We start from the raw sequence: 12,672 nt of genomic DNA, 5'->3' as shown, positions 1-12,672 counted from the left end.
TATTTGTTTGCTCAGTTCTTTAGGGGAAAGGGGGGCGATTTATTTAAATGCTCTGTGCTTAAATAAATCTGTCCCCTTTTCTTTTCTTTTGTCCCTTTTCTTTTTTTCTACTGATTTATTGCCGTCTCTACCAAAAGCTGGAGGGAAGTAAGTATGAGGTCTTTATTGTTCGACTGGTGTGCCTTCTGTGAAGGCAGCGCAGTTTTCGATAAATCTCATTTTTTGGGATTGTTGAAGGTGCACAGTGGTTCCGAGGAGATTCGACGTATACTCAGCTATTTTCCGTTTTCGGATGAGCTGGTTGATAGAACTGAACGCGTTCTTGCTTCTGGAGATATGGAGAGGTCTCTGTATCTCTTGCCAAGACTTAAAGTCGGAGAGGGCGAATTAATTCAGCTAGGCCGCGAGTGGCTCAAGGAGCAAGAAAGAGTATGTGGGGTGCTCGGTGATTCTGAAGTTCTAAAAATTTGTGAAGATGCTCGAGTGCTTTTTGTTGATAGTCACGATATGGATTACTGGTTTCAGCAAGATATTCCTCATTATTGGTTGTTTGATGAGGTTGGGGATGCGATCAGGGGGGGCAAAACTTCTGATAGCGACCAAACTTATGCTCTGTTTGAGGCGTTTTATGGGTTGGCTGCGGATTATTATCTTGCTTGGTACGTTGGGCGGCCATTGTTTGAATTTGATATTGATTTGGAGTCTTATTTCAGGTTCTGGCGAGCTGGAGGGAGGTGTGCTCTCACCGAGAGTGGGTTCTTAGTGGCTAACTAAAGCAGAGCGGAAAAGTGGGGCGGATTTATTTAATTGATCTGTTCTTAACTAAATCTGTCCCCTTTTCTCCAGGTTGTTGGAGGTATTAAATGATTCGGGCACCACTGGGAGACTCCCGCTATTGGTCGGAATGGGTGGAGTATGGTGATGAACGTATCGTAAAAGCGTTCGAGACCGCGCGTACACCTGCAGGCGATCCCGACTACGCACCACAGTACGTCTTTATCATCGCCCAGAACCACTGGCACCAGATGCTAAGTCGCTACTCTGCCGGATGTCCTATTGCCGACCTGTCGCGTTATTTCCCTGGGTTACTCGATGCCTGGGAGGAGGCTGAGCGTCTCGGCGCGTCAGTCTGGACTCCGGAGCAGCAAATCACCCGTCACAGTTGGCGCGTCAACTACGATCATTACATTGTCTGTTTTTGGTTGGTCGGCTTGGGGTTGGCGCTGGAAATACCCGATGATCAATGGCAAAGGCTGCTAGTCCTTATCGGCAACGAAGGAGAGGACGTGCTGCTCGACCGAATAATCGCGAGTCGCAGCCCTGAGCGCAAACTGGGTTCCGTGCTTCTTTACCCAAAACCCTACGCTCGGTTGCTGGCGGCGGTAGACGCTCCGGCGGATTCGCAAGCATCGCTGTCGAATGCATTCGTCAAACATTGGTACACGGAGGTGCGTACCGGTGCCAAGTCTGGCTCTGATCCCCAGGCCGTCAGTTACAGACATCCCTATTGGTACACCTACGGCGATGAAAACTTCGACGGCGGCGCGTATTTCGGTCGTTGGTGCGTAGAGGCGGTGGCGGCGGTCAAGGCTTTTGATATGGACGATTCACAGTGTTTGGGGCTTGAGCATTACCCAGGGGACTTATTGAGGCCCAACGGTCCGAGTACGCACCCGGTAACGCGGCAGGAAGCCGAGCCGCCTGCAACGGTGGCTGCGGAAAGTAAAGTTGGATTTTGGGCGAGGTTGTTGGGGCGGCGTTAGTGATTTCAGGGGCTGCTGCGCAGCCCAGCGGGGATAAATCCCCTCGCCACAGGTTCTGTGTCCGGCAGGTAGCCGATCTGTCCGGCATGAACCACCTCACACAATCTCTTAACGGAACGCCATTTCCTGCCGATACCCTGACGAGCCCTGTTTTCTATCGCGTTTCGGCGCGCGAAAACGGCTAGCAATGCGCGCCACACCGGGCGGTGACACGGCGTCTCGTTGTTTTGCCATTGGGTGCATCTTTTTACTTGCCTGGACATCCTCGATGCTGGCGTACCACCAAAAAAGTTTTCTGATCGTCGATGATTTCTCGGATTTCCGCAGTTCCGTCCGGTCCATGTTGCGTGAGCTGGGCGTCAAGGACGTGGACACCGCTGACACCGGTGAAGTGGCGCTGCGCATGTGCTCGCAGAAGCGCTATGACTTTATTTTGCAGGATTATCACCTGGGCGACGGTCGCAAGAACGGTCAGCAGGTGCTGGAAGACCTGATGGTCGAGAAGCTGATCAGCCATGAAAGTGTGTTTCTCATGGTGACGGCTGAAAGCAGCCAGGCGATGGTGCTCAGTGCCTTGGAGCATGAGCCGGATGCGTACCTGACCAAACCGTTCAACCGCTCCGGCCTGGCCCAGCGGCTGGAACGGCTCGAGCAGCGCAAGACCCTGCTCAAGCCGATCCTGCAAGCCCTGGATCGTGGCAAGCCGATGGAAGTGCTCAATGCCTGTATCGCCCTGTGCAAGCAGGACCCGCGCTACGGGCCGTTGTGTCTGCGTTATCGGGCCGATGCGCTGCGGGACCTGAATCAGAATGAAGCCCTTGAGCGTCTGTACAACACCATCCTGGCTGACCGTCCTTTGCCGTGGGCCTATGCGGGGCTGGGGAAGTTGTTGTTCAAGCGTGGCCAGGTGGGGCAGGCCAAGGATGTTTATGAGAAGGCCTTGAAAGTATTCCCGATGATGCCGGCGTTGTATGACGGCATGGCTGAAGTGTTGGTGGCCGAAGGCGATACGAAGCAGGCGCAACACGTGCTGGAAGAGGCGGTTCGTCTATCGCCACTGGCGGTGCGACGGCAGTCGCTGCTGGGCAAGCTGGCAATGACCAACGAAGATTTCGAGACCGCGTCCAAGGCCTATCGCCAAGCGGTGGGGCAGGGCGCACAGTCGCGCTTCAAGGACCCGGAAAGCAACCTGGGCCTGGCTCATGCACTGATCAGCAAGGGCAGCGAAAAAGGCCTGGATACCCGCACCCGGCTGGAAATCAACACCACCCTCAGCGCCGTGGCCAAGGAAAATCTCAACGATCCTGGGTTGCAGGTGCGTGCGCGGTTGATGAAGGCCACGAGCCTGTTGCTCAACGATGCCGAAACCGCCGAAAAGCTCACCGAGCAGGCCTTGCAGCGCCTCGACGGCATGGAGCAGTTCATGAGCGCCGAGGCCGCGTTGCTGGTGGCCAAGCAGTTGCAAATGCTCGGTCAGACCAGCGCCGGCGAGTCGATGCTCAAGAACTGCGCGGAGATCTATGGCGATGATCCGACGGTGATGCAAGGCATCGCCAAGTTGACCGACGATCCGAATATCCTCAATCAAGGCAATGCCGCCGCCGAGCTGAACCGTGAAGGTGTGCGCGTCTACAAGACCGGCGCGTTGCCCGAGGCGCGAGAGCTGTTCCGTCGAGCCCTGAAGATGCAACCGAAGAACATCAGTATTGCTTTGAACATGGCGCAGTCACTGTTGCATGGCACCGATACCAGTGTGGAGTCGGAGCTGCTGCAGGAGTGCCGCGCCTGCCTGAAACTGGTGGGCATGATGCCCGACACCGATGCGCGTTTTGCGCGTTATCAGAAACTGCGAAGCAAGGCATTTGGCGATGAATGACAGCGAACAGGCTCTCGATTTTTCCACGGTGATCGCGTCTACCGTGCACGACATGAAAAACTCCCTGACCTTGCTCATGCAGGCTCATACCCAGTGGCTTGAGCGTTTGCCCGAATCCGAGCGGCAGACCTCGGAGCAGGGCGTCATGGAGTTCGAGTTCGCCCACCTCAATGGCCTGTTGGTGCAGTTGCTGGGGTTGTACAAGCTGGGGGTCAACCAGTTGCCGCTGCATCCGGCCTATCACGAGCTGGATGACTTTATCGAGGCGCAACTGGCCGGTCATCAGGATGTGTTCCGCAGTCGCGGGATCATGGTCACCTACGAGGTCGACCCGCTGAGCCCCCTGGGTTTTTTCGATCGTGAGCTGATTGCGTCGGTGCTCGATAACAGCATCAACAATGCCATCCGCCACGCGCGCCAGGCGTTGCTGATCAGTGCGAGCGACGAGGCCGGGCAACTGGTGCTGACCATCAATGACGACGGCGAAGGCTACCCGGCCGAGATGATCGAGCGTCAGGCCGAGTATGTGCAGGGCATCAATCACAGCAGCGGTAGCACCGGACTGGGCTTGTACTTCGCCGCGCGGATTGCCGGGTTGCATCAGCGTGGCGGCCTGTGCGGGCGTACCGAGATTGCCAATGGCGGCGCGTTGGGCGGGGGCGTGTTCCGGATTTATCTGCCCTGAGCCTGCCCGGCACTCATAAATCAGTCGACACAACCCCCCTGTGGGAGCGTGCCTGCTCGCGATAGCGGTGTATCAGTCAACTCAGCATTGGCTGACCCGACGCCATCGCGCGCAGGCTCGCTCCCACCCAGTATTCCAGGGCTTGTTGTTTATTGTCTTGGGCCGCTTGATATTCCGAACACCCGAAGCCTATTTTGTACGGGTTGCCGTTAGCGGCTCGCACATAACAAGGATTGCGTCATGACGACCGATGGCCAGTGTTCACTCGCGCAGCGACTGACGGGCATTGATGAGATTGAGTGTGTCACCCCGGATTTGAATGGCGTGCCACGAGGCAAGGTGATGACTGCCGAGGGCTTCCTCGAGGGTCGACGGTTGCAGATGGCGCGGGGTGTGCTGTTGCAATGCATCATGGGCGGTTATCCGCCGTCGCGTTTTTATGGCAGCGACGACGGCGACCTGGCGCTGGTGGCCGACCCGAAACACATTCACCGCTTGCCCTGGAGCGAACAGCCGCGAGCCTTGGCGATTTGCGACGCTGATGAGCTGACTGGTGAAAGCTCCCGGCTCTCCACGCGCGGTCAGCTCAAACAGGTTATTGCTCGTTATGCCGCCCTCGGCCTGGCGCCCGTGGTGGCGACCGAGCTGGAATTTTTCGTGTTCGCCCCCAACCCGGACCCGACCCAGCCGTTCCAGCCGCCTGTGGGCCTGGACGGACGGCGTGAAGACGGTCACTCGGCGTTCAGCATCAGTTCCAATAATGGCCTGCGACCGTTCTTTAAAGAGGTCTATGCATGCATGGCGGCGCTGGGGTTGCCCCGCGACACCTTCATGCATGAAATGGGCGTGAGCCAGTTCGAGATCAATCTGCTTCACGGCGATCCTCTGTTGCTGGCCGACCAGACGTTCCTGTTCAAGCACCTGCTCAAGGAAGTTGCCCTCAAGCACGGCCTGACCGTGGTCTGCATGGCCAAGCCCCTGGCCCATACGCCGGGCAGTTCGATGCATATTCATCAGAGCGTCGTCGAGCTGGACAGCGGCCGCAATGTGTTCAGCGATGAAGCGGGCGAGCCGACGGCGGCGTTCCGGCATTTCATCGGCGGGCAACAGGCTGGCATGGCGGATTTCACTGCGCTGTTCGCGCCGAACGTGAATTCCTACCAGCGCCTGTGTCACCCGTTTGCGTCACCGAACAATGCCTGTTGGTCCCATGACAATCGTTCGGCCGGGTTGCGGATTCCCGCCAGTTCGCCAGCGGCCCGTCGGGTCGAGAATCGCTTGCCGGGTGCCGATGCCAACCCCTATCTGGCGATTGCCGCCAGTCTGGCTGCGGGGCTTTATGGCATCGAAAATCGCCTGGAGCCGAGCGCCGCGATCCAGGGCGAATTCCAAGTGCCGGACAATCTTTCGCTGCCATGTACCTTGCATGCAGCCCTGGAACGTCTGAAGCGTAGTCATCTGGCGAAGGAACTGTTCGGTACGGAGTTCATCGAAGGCTACATCGCTTCGAAGACCATGGAGCTGACCAGCTTCTTTGATGAAATTACTCCCTGGGAGCGGCGTGTTCTAGCGGCCCAGGCATAACCCAACGTCGCATTCGGGCTATCTTCTAAATAGCCCGTACTCATCTCAAGGAGCCGCTCGGAACGCCGATGCGCCAAATCTGGAAACCTTTTCGAGCGCTGTATTTCGCCTCGCTGATGATGTTGATCGGCTCGGGCCTGCTGAGTACCTACCTGGCCTTGCGCCTGGCTGCCGACAATGTCGACAGCCTGTGGGTCGGTGCGCTGATGGCCGCCAACTATTTCGGCCTGGTGCTGGGGGGCAAGATCGGCCACCGGCTGATCGCCCGCGTCGGGCACATCCGGGCTTATTCGGCCTGCGCCGGGATTGTCGGTGCGGCGGTGCTGGGCCATGGCCTGGTGGATTGGCTGCCGGCCTGGATCGTGCTGCGGGTAATTGTCGGCCTGGGCATGATGTGCCAGTACATGGTGATCGAGAGCTGGCTCAACGAGCAGGCCGATGCCAAGCAGCGTGGCGTGGTATTCAGTGGTTACATGATCGCTTCCTACCTGGGCCTGGTGCTGGGTCAGTTGATTCTGGTCATGCACCCGGCCTTGGGGCTTGAGTTGCTGATGCTGGTGGCGCTGTGCTTCGCCTTGTGCCTGGTGCCGGTGACACTCACCCGGCGGATTCACCCGGCGGCGCTGCACCCGGCGCCCATGGAGCCGCGCTTTTTCATCAAGCGAGTGCCGCAGTCATTGAGTACGGTGCTGGGCTCGGGGCTGATCGTCGGTTCGTTCTATGGCCTGGCGCCGCTGTACGCTTCTCAGCAGGGGCTGTCGACCGAGCAGGTTGGTCTGTTCATGGGTAGCTGCATCTTTGCCGGATTGCTGGTTCAGTGGCCCCTGGGCTGGCTCTCCGATCGATATGACCGGGCGCTGCTGATCCGCTGCTTTGCGCTGGTGCTGACAGTCTGTGCGCTGCCGTTGGCGATATTGCCCACGGTGCCGTTGGAGGTACTGTTCGTCGCGGGGTTCTTCTGTTCGCTGGTGCAGTTCTGCCTGTATCCGTTGGCGGTGGCGTTTTCCAACGACCACGTCGAAGCTGATCGAAGGGTATCCCTGACGGCCATGCTGCTGGTGACCTATGGGGTTGGCGCCAGTATCGGGCCGCTGGTAGCGGGGGTGCTGATGAAGATGTTCGGCAGCCAGATGCTCTATGCCTTTTTTGCCTTCTTCGCCCTGGTGCTGGTGTGGCGAATCCGGCCGAAGGCGGTGACCAACCTGCATCAGGTCGACGACGCACCGCTGCATCACGTGGCAATGCCGGACAGCATGTCGAGTTCGCCTCTGGTGGCGTGCCTCGATCCCCGGGTGGACGAACAAGTGGTGCAGGAGCAGATGCACGTCGATCCTGTGCCGACGGAAGAACCGGCCGACGAAGAGCCCGTCATGGAGGAAGTTGTCGCCGAAGAGGCCTGCGACGAGCCGTCGAGCCCCGATTTCACTCAGGCCAGGCCTTGAGCCAGTCATAAAAAAACGGGCAGTCACCGCAAGGGACTGCCCGTTTTTTTACGTGTCGAAAATCAGAGGTCGTCTTTGTCGAAACGACGGGCTTCGCGCTGTAGCTGATACACGAAACGCTCAACCTGCCGTTGCACCAGGCCGCTGATGTTGTGGAAACGTACGCCGGCGAAGGTGGTGTTGATCCTTTCTTCGAAATGCAGATAGCGCAGTTCGACCGGTGCGGTCATGTTGCCGAAGGGCAATGCCGCGATAAAGCGCTCGTAGACCTGGCCCAATTGCAGGCGTGCGGTAATGTCACCTTCGAAACGCAACTTGCAGCCTGTGGCGGAAATGTCCAGCAGCTTGCCGTCAACCGGTGACTTGAGTTTGTCACCGCCCAGCTCGACGCTTACCAGTTGCGCCAGCTTGAGGGCGGCGCGGAAGGCGTTGCGGCGTTGGTGGTAAACCACTTCATCAGGCAAGGCGCCGCGATAGCAGCGGCCGTCGCTGGACTCATCGATGGTCAAAGGGCCGTTGCTTTCCCACGCGATGCGCACGCCATCATGGAAACCCTCGACACGAAACGGCTCGCCCGCCAACAGGAAGCGTTCGCCGTCCCGGGGGATCATTTCGTCCAGGGCGAGGGCGTTACGCTCCCGGTCGACATCGACCAGATAGCTCTGGAAGCGCTGGCTGCGTTCGTGGAAGGTGATGATCAGCGGGTCATGGCTATCTTGCAGCATCCGCAGGTTGCCGGAAATTTCCAGGGGCGTGGCGAGGACCTTGGGCGGCTGCGGAGCATCATCCGCGTTTGAGGCATTGAACACGGTGGGTCAATCTCCAGGCAAAATACGACGAGTAGCCAGCATTTTGCCAGCATGTGTCGCGCGTTGATAGAGCGCCGGCACTGTTCGTTTCATGCCTGGCTGAGCGGGCGGTGCTTGACCATCTTGGCGGTCGAACCGCGAGCGTCATAGAGCGTCGGGATTTCACCGCCGTTGAGAATGCGCAACTGGTTGGCGGTGGCGGCTTGCTGAACCTGGATCGACTGTCCGTTGCGAATGTTGGCGGCCTGGCATTGAGCGAGCAGGTCGTTGAGCACTTCACTTTGGGACAACAGTTGATCGCCCACCGACGACTGGCTGGCCAGCTGCTCAAGGCCATCGCGATTGGCGGGCAGGTTGAGGCTGGCGAGGATCTCGCTGCGCTTGCGGCCATGCTGATCGAGCAGAATGATCAATGCCTGTTTCTGCGCCAGGATATTCTCCAGCGACGGCATGTCGCGACCGTGCAATGCCAGGGACTCGGCCTGCAATAGCTCCAGCAATTGTTGCGCCGGGGCAAAGTCGTCGGTGATCAGTTGCAACAAATTAGTGTCGTGCATGGCTGGCCTTAGGTCTTAAGCGTCCAAAAGCCTGGCGCAGGCGTTGGCCTAGCGCTGGGCTTCGAAGTTGAGCAGTTTGCTGGCTACACGGTTGCTGTCGACTTTATAGCTGCCATCGGCGATTGCTGCTTTCAACTCGGCCACGCGGGCGTTGTCGACGACAGGTTGATCGCGCAGCTTGTCAGTGACCTTCTGCAACTGCTGAGCCTCATTGCTGAGGTGTACCGACTCCCCGTTGCTGACAGTGGCGGCTTGTTCGGCCGGCGCGGATTTGTCGGTTTCGACGGTTTCCTTGCTGGCGTTAGGGCGCGTAGTGCCTGTTAGCGGTGAAGAGCTGTTTAAACGATTGAAATCGATGACCATGGTAAAAAACCTCTGGGTATTTGGACGCTTGCCATGTTTTCGGCCATCCCCAAAAAAACTTTAGGCTCATTTATTCAATGAACGTGCGCACGTCTGCGCTTGCCTTTGCGTAAGGCACAGTCTAGGGAACACCGTGGGCAAGCGCCAGCTCTCTACCCATTTCCACCGATCTCTACATAGCCACTTCCACATGGCCTGGGGCCATTACCTGCGCCTTGATAACACGTTGGGAATTAAGGTTTTTTACCCGAATCTGCTCTCGCATGCCGCCGTTGGACAAAGCCTCGCCCGGCATCCGCACGGCCAGGGTCCCGCTGCGGGCGGTGATGACCACCTGATCGCCCTTGCGCACCACTTCGGCTTGTTCCAGGTGGACCAGGGTAATGACCTGGTCGGCGACCATTGGTCGGACAAGTTTCTGACCGATGGCCTGATCGACGGAGGTGAGGAAACCCTGGTTGATCTGGCTGACATCCCGTTCACGCAGTGTCACGTCCTGAGGCTCGACGATCCCGGCCCGCTTGAGCGGACGGGTGGTGGTGACGATTTCGCGAAACAGGCGCACTTGAGCGGGCACGAACACCGTCCAGGGCGCGGCGCTGTCGCACCGCAGCTTTACCGTGACCCGGCCCAGTGGTCTGGCCGGGCTCTCCAGAGAAGCAGTCAATTCCTTGTCACACATGGGCATGCGCAGGCGCGGGTCGAGCTGGTTGACTTCGATTTCGTAGCGACCTTCGGTTTGACTGGTTGCCAGGTAGTCTTCTACGGTGAATTCAAGAAAGCCCTGAGTGACGCCGATAAGGAGATCAGGCAAGGTAACCGGAACAGCACCAAAGGCAGGGCCGCCCAAAGCGAGCAGGCAGGCAGCCAACAGTGCACCGAGCCAGTGGCGGCAGTGAGTGGTCAGGCGTCGAAAAAATGTCGTTTGTGCGTTCATGCCGGTTCAATAGCAAGCCCCGTGCCGTTTAGTGATGAATGCGCGTCGGACACATTAGCGTTAGGTAGGAGTCAGGGCATGGCGGGAGTAATGGATTCGGTAAACCAGCGCACTCAACTGGTCGGTCAGAATCGCCTGGAGCTGTTGTTGTTCCGTCTCGACGGCCAACAGATGTACGGGATCAACGTATTCAAGGTCCGCGAGGTGCTCCAGTGCCCGAAGCTGACCCTGATGCCCAAGTCCAGCCCCGTCGTGTGCGGTGTGGCCAATATCCGCGGAGCGACCATCCCGATTCTCGATCTGGCGATGGCGACCGGTTCGGGGCGGCTTCTGGATCAGAGCAATCCGTTCGTGATCATCACCGAGTACAACACCAAGACCCAGGGCTTCCTGGTGCGCTCGGTGGAGCGCATCGTCAACATGAACTGGGAAGAGATCCATCCGCCGCCCAAGGGCACCGGTCGCGATCACTACCTCACGGCGGTGACCCGGGTCGATAACCAGTTGGTGGAAATCATCGACGTGGAGAAAATCCTCGCCGAAGTGGCACCGACCCCGGAAACGATTTCCGTGGGGGTGGTCGACGCCGAAACCCAGCACAAGGCGATTTCGCTGCGGGTCCTGACGGTTGATGATTCTTCGGTGGCACGTAAGCAGGTGACCCGTTGTCTACAAACGGTCGGTGTCGAAGTGGTAGCGTTGAACGACGGACGCCAGGCCCTGGATTACCTGCGCAAGCTGGTGGAAGAGGGCAAGAAGCCGGAAGAGGAGTTTCTGATGATGATCTCCGACATTGAAATGCCGGAGATGGACGGGTACACCCTGACGTCGGAAATCCGCAACGACCCGCGCATGCAAAAGCTGCATATTGTCTTGCACACCTCGTTGTCCGGTGTTTTCAACCAGGCGATGGTCAAGAAGGTGGGGGCCGATGATTTCCTGGCCAAGTTCCGGCCCGATGACCTGGCTTCCCGGGTAGTCGAGCGCATCAAGGCTGCAGAATAAAGGTCGGGCGCGTTGTGCGCCCGGCAAGTCAATACGATGAAAGAGGCGGTATTTTGTCTACGGGTAATTTGGATTTCGAACAGTTCCGGGTCTTCCTGGAAAAAGCCTGTGGCATTTTGCTTGGTGAAAACAAGCAATACCTGGTGTCGAGCCGTCTCAATAAGTTGATGGAGCAACAGGGCCTGAAATCGTTGGGCGAACTGGTCCAGCGCATCCAGACCCAGCCGCGCAGTGGGTTGCGCGAGATGGTGGTGGATGCCATGACCACCAACGAAACCCTGTGGTTTCGCGACACCTATCCGTTCGAGGTGTTGAAGAACAGGGTGCTGCCGGCGGCCATCAAGGCCAGTCCGGGGCAACGCTTGCGGATCTGGTCGGCGGCCTGTTCGTCGGGACAGGAACCCTATTCGCTGTCGATGTCCATCGATGAGTTCGAGCGGACCAATATCGGCCAGCTGAAAATGGGCGTGCAAATCGTCGCCACCGATTTGTCCGGAACGATGCTCAACAACTGCAAGACCGGCGAATACGACAGCCTGGCCATCGGCCGCGGCCTGTCGCCTGATCGCCTGCAACGCTACTTCGACCCCAAAGGGCCGGGTAAATGGGTGGTCAAGGCGCCGATCAAGAGCCGCGTGGAGTTCCGTTCGTTCAACCTGCTGGACAGCTACGCCAGCCTGGGCAAGTTCGACATCGTGTTCTGCCGCAACGTGCTGATCTACTTCTCTGCCGAAGTGAAAAAAGACATCCTGCTGCGCATCCATAGCACGCTCAAACCGGGCGGCTACCTGTTCCTCGGCGCCTCCGAGGCATTGAACGGTTTGCCGGACCACTACCAGATGGTGCAGTGCAGTCCAGGGATCATCTATCAGGCGAAGTGATTTGCTTGGGTTGTCAAAAAAAAACGGGAGTCCGCAAAGGCTCCCGTTTTTTTTGCCTGCCGGTTTTTTCCAATGCACCACAGCCTCCTGTGGGAGCGAGCTTGCTCGCGATAGCGGTATTGCAGACGCCATCAATGTTGACTGACACACCGCTATCGCGAGCAAGCTCGCTCCCACATTTGATCCCCATTGCTTGGGTGGAAGCGGCAGAAAAGCGGCAGCCAGCGGAAACCGATTGCCGCTTTTCTGGCATTGCCGCTTTGCCGATGCCCGCAAAGCCCCGGTTTATGGGCTTTTTGAAAGTGGCACGACGCTTGCTATGTCCATCGTACGTAAATTCTGGTCACCCGAAGGTTTCCAACATGAGCATCAGTTTCGATAAAGCGCTCGGCATCCACGAAAAGGCCCTGAGCTTCCGCGCCCAGCGTGCCGAAGTCCTGGCCAACAACATCGCCAACGCCGACACCCCGAACTTCAAGGCTCGGGACCTGGACTTCTCCAAAGTGCTCGCCGAGCAGAACGAGAAGGCCAAGAACGGCCACTTCGCCCTGAACATGACCAACAGCCGTCACATCGAAGCCGAAGGCCTGGGCAATGCCGATGAGTCGCTGATGTACCGCACGCCGATGCAGCCTTCGATCGACCAGAACACCGTGGACGCTCAACTGGAACAGTCCAACTACACGGAAAACTCCGTGAACTTCCAGGCCAGCTTCACCCTGCTCAATAGCAAATTCAAAGGGCTGGTATCGGCCCTGCGCGGAGAGTAA

At 58.1% G+C, this 12,672-nt stretch carries 13 protein-coding genes; 9 read left to right on the top strand and 4 right to left on the bottom strand.

The annotated features are described in order from the left end of the window. The first annotated feature begins 153 nt into the window (after nt 1–153). The 6 genes from PSH91_RS20190 (at nt 154) to PSH91_RS20165 (ending at nt 7,350) form a co-directional block, all read left to right on the top strand. Entirely contained in the window at nt 154–774 is a 621-nt protein-coding gene (locus tag PSH91_RS20190) for a hypothetical protein (protein WP_160893175.1), read from the top strand. Between the two features lie 89 nt (nt 775–863). Then, on the top strand, nt 864–1,763 hold the full coding sequence (locus PSH91_RS20185; RefSeq protein WP_305466586.1) for a PoNi-like cognate immunity protein: 900 nt from the start codon (nt 864–866) through the stop codon (nt 1,761–1,763). Nucleotides 1,764–2,031: 268 nt separating this feature from the next. After that, on the top strand, nt 2,032–3,639 hold the full coding sequence (locus PSH91_RS20180; protein WP_047228768.1) for a tetratricopeptide repeat-containing response regulator: 1,608 nt from the start codon (nt 2,032–2,034) through the stop codon (nt 3,637–3,639). Further along, nucleotides 3,632–4,324 (top strand): sensor histidine kinase KdpD, encoded by a 693-nt coding sequence (locus tag PSH91_RS20175; protein ID WP_047228767.1) that lies wholly within the window; start codon nt 3,632–3,634, stop codon nt 4,322–4,324. Before PSH91_RS20180 ends, PSH91_RS20175 begins: the two co-directional genes overlap by 8 nt. Before the next feature lie 342 nt (nt 4,325–4,666). Then, nucleotides 4,667–5,908: a glutamine synthetase family protein gene (locus PSH91_RS20170; protein WP_281460141.1), complete on the top strand. Its 1,242-nt coding sequence runs from the start codon at nt 4,667–4,669 to the stop codon at nt 5,906–5,908. 68 nt (nt 5,909–5,976) lie between these two features. Then, on the top strand, nt 5,977–7,350 hold the full coding sequence (locus tag PSH91_RS20165; RefSeq protein ID WP_305466583.1) for an MFS transporter: 1,374 nt from the start codon (nt 5,977–5,979) through the stop codon (nt 7,348–7,350). A gap of 62 nt (nt 7,351–7,412) precedes the next feature. On the opposite strand, the gene PSH91_RS20160 is transcribed toward PSH91_RS20165, so the two are convergent. The 4 genes from PSH91_RS20160 to flgA all read right to left on the bottom strand — a co-directional run bounded on the left by PSH91_RS20160 (nt 7,413) and on the right by flgA (nt 10,016). Continuing rightward, a complete protein-coding gene (locus PSH91_RS20160) occupies nt 7,413–8,159 on the bottom strand; it encodes a flagellar brake protein (protein WP_047228764.1) in 747 nt (248 codons plus the stop codon). 89 nt (nt 8,160–8,248) lie between these two features. Then, nucleotides 8,249–8,716 carry a flagella synthesis protein FlgN gene (locus PSH91_RS20155; protein WP_047228763.1) on the bottom strand — a complete coding sequence of 156 codons (468 nt, stop codon included), beginning with the start codon at nt 8,714–8,716 and terminating at the stop codon, nt 8,249–8,251. A gap of 48 nt (nt 8,717–8,764) precedes the next feature. Then, on the bottom strand, nt 8,765–9,079 hold the full coding sequence (gene flgM, locus PSH91_RS20150; RefSeq protein WP_047228762.1) for a flagellar biosynthesis anti-sigma factor FlgM: 315 nt from the start codon (nt 9,077–9,079) through the stop codon (nt 8,765–8,767). A 172-nt stretch (nt 9,080–9,251) separates the two neighbouring features. Further along, nucleotides 9,252–10,016, bottom strand: coding sequence for a flagellar basal body P-ring formation chaperone FlgA (gene flgA, locus PSH91_RS20145; RefSeq protein WP_047228761.1), 765 nt, complete (start codon nt 10,014–10,016; stop codon nt 9,252–9,254). A gap of 78 nt (nt 10,017–10,094) precedes the next feature. Between flgA and PSH91_RS20140 the strand changes: the two genes are divergently transcribed. The 3 genes from PSH91_RS20140 to flgB all read left to right on the top strand — a co-directional run bounded on the left by PSH91_RS20140 (nt 10,095) and on the right by flgB (nt 12,672). Then, nucleotides 10,095–11,021, top strand: coding sequence for a chemotaxis protein CheV (locus tag PSH91_RS20140; protein WP_047228760.1), 927 nt, complete (start codon nt 10,095–10,097; stop codon nt 11,019–11,021). Nucleotides 11,022–11,074: 53 nt separating this feature from the next. Continuing rightward, nucleotides 11,075–11,902, top strand: a complete 828-nt coding sequence (cheR, locus tag PSH91_RS20135; RefSeq protein WP_047228759.1) for a protein-glutamate O-methyltransferase CheR — start codon at nt 11,075–11,077, stop codon at nt 11,900–11,902. Between the two features lie 362 nt (nt 11,903–12,264). After that, a complete protein-coding gene (gene flgB / locus PSH91_RS20130) occupies nt 12,265–12,672 on the top strand; it encodes a flagellar basal body rod protein FlgB (RefSeq protein WP_047228758.1) in 408 nt (135 codons plus the stop codon).

Origin of the sequence: Pseudomonas sp. FP1154, assembly GCF_030687245.1 — a bacterium.
Lineage (GTDB): Bacteria > Pseudomonadota > Gammaproteobacteria > Pseudomonadales > Pseudomonadaceae > Aquipseudomonas > Aquipseudomonas rhizophila.
Note: the sequence above shows the minus strand (reverse complement) of the source record. Positions and strands in the feature narration are given on the sequence as shown.

Bases quoted from the DNA above. Each gene is read 5' to 3' on its own strand.
- PSH91_RS20185 (WP_305466586.1), top strand. From the start codon at position 864: ATGATTCGGGCACCACTGGGAGACTCCCGCTATTGGTCGGAATGGGTG.
- flgM (WP_047228762.1), bottom strand. From the start codon at position 9,079: ATGGTCATCGATTTCAATCGTTTAAACAGCTCTTCACCGCTAACAGGC.
- flgA (WP_047228761.1), bottom strand. From the start codon at position 10,016: ATGAACGCACAAACGACATTTTTTCGACGCCTGACCACTCACTGCCGC.
- PSH91_RS20175 (WP_047228767.1), top strand. From the start codon at position 3,632: ATGAATGACAGCGAACAGGCTCTCGATTTTTCCACGGTGATCGCGTCT.
- flgB (WP_047228758.1), top strand. From the start codon at position 12,265: ATGAGCATCAGTTTCGATAAAGCGCTCGGCATCCACGAAAAGGCCCTG.
- PSH91_RS20165 (WP_305466583.1), top strand. From the start codon at position 5,977: ATGCGCCAAATCTGGAAACCTTTTCGAGCGCTGTATTTCGCCTCGCTG.
- PSH91_RS20170 (WP_281460141.1), top strand. From the start codon at position 4,667: ATGACTGCCGAGGGCTTCCTCGAGGGTCGACGGTTGCAGATGGCGCGG.
- PSH91_RS20180 (WP_047228768.1), top strand. From the start codon at position 2,032: ATGCTGGCGTACCACCAAAAAAGTTTTCTGATCGTCGATGATTTCTCG.
- PSH91_RS20140 (WP_047228760.1), top strand. From the start codon at position 10,095: ATGGCGGGAGTAATGGATTCGGTAAACCAGCGCACTCAACTGGTCGGT.
- PSH91_RS20155 (WP_047228763.1), bottom strand. From the start codon at position 8,716: ATGCACGACACTAATTTGTTGCAACTGATCACCGACGACTTTGCCCCG.
- PSH91_RS20190 (WP_160893175.1), top strand. From the start codon at position 154: ATGAGGTCTTTATTGTTCGACTGGTGTGCCTTCTGTGAAGGCAGCGCA.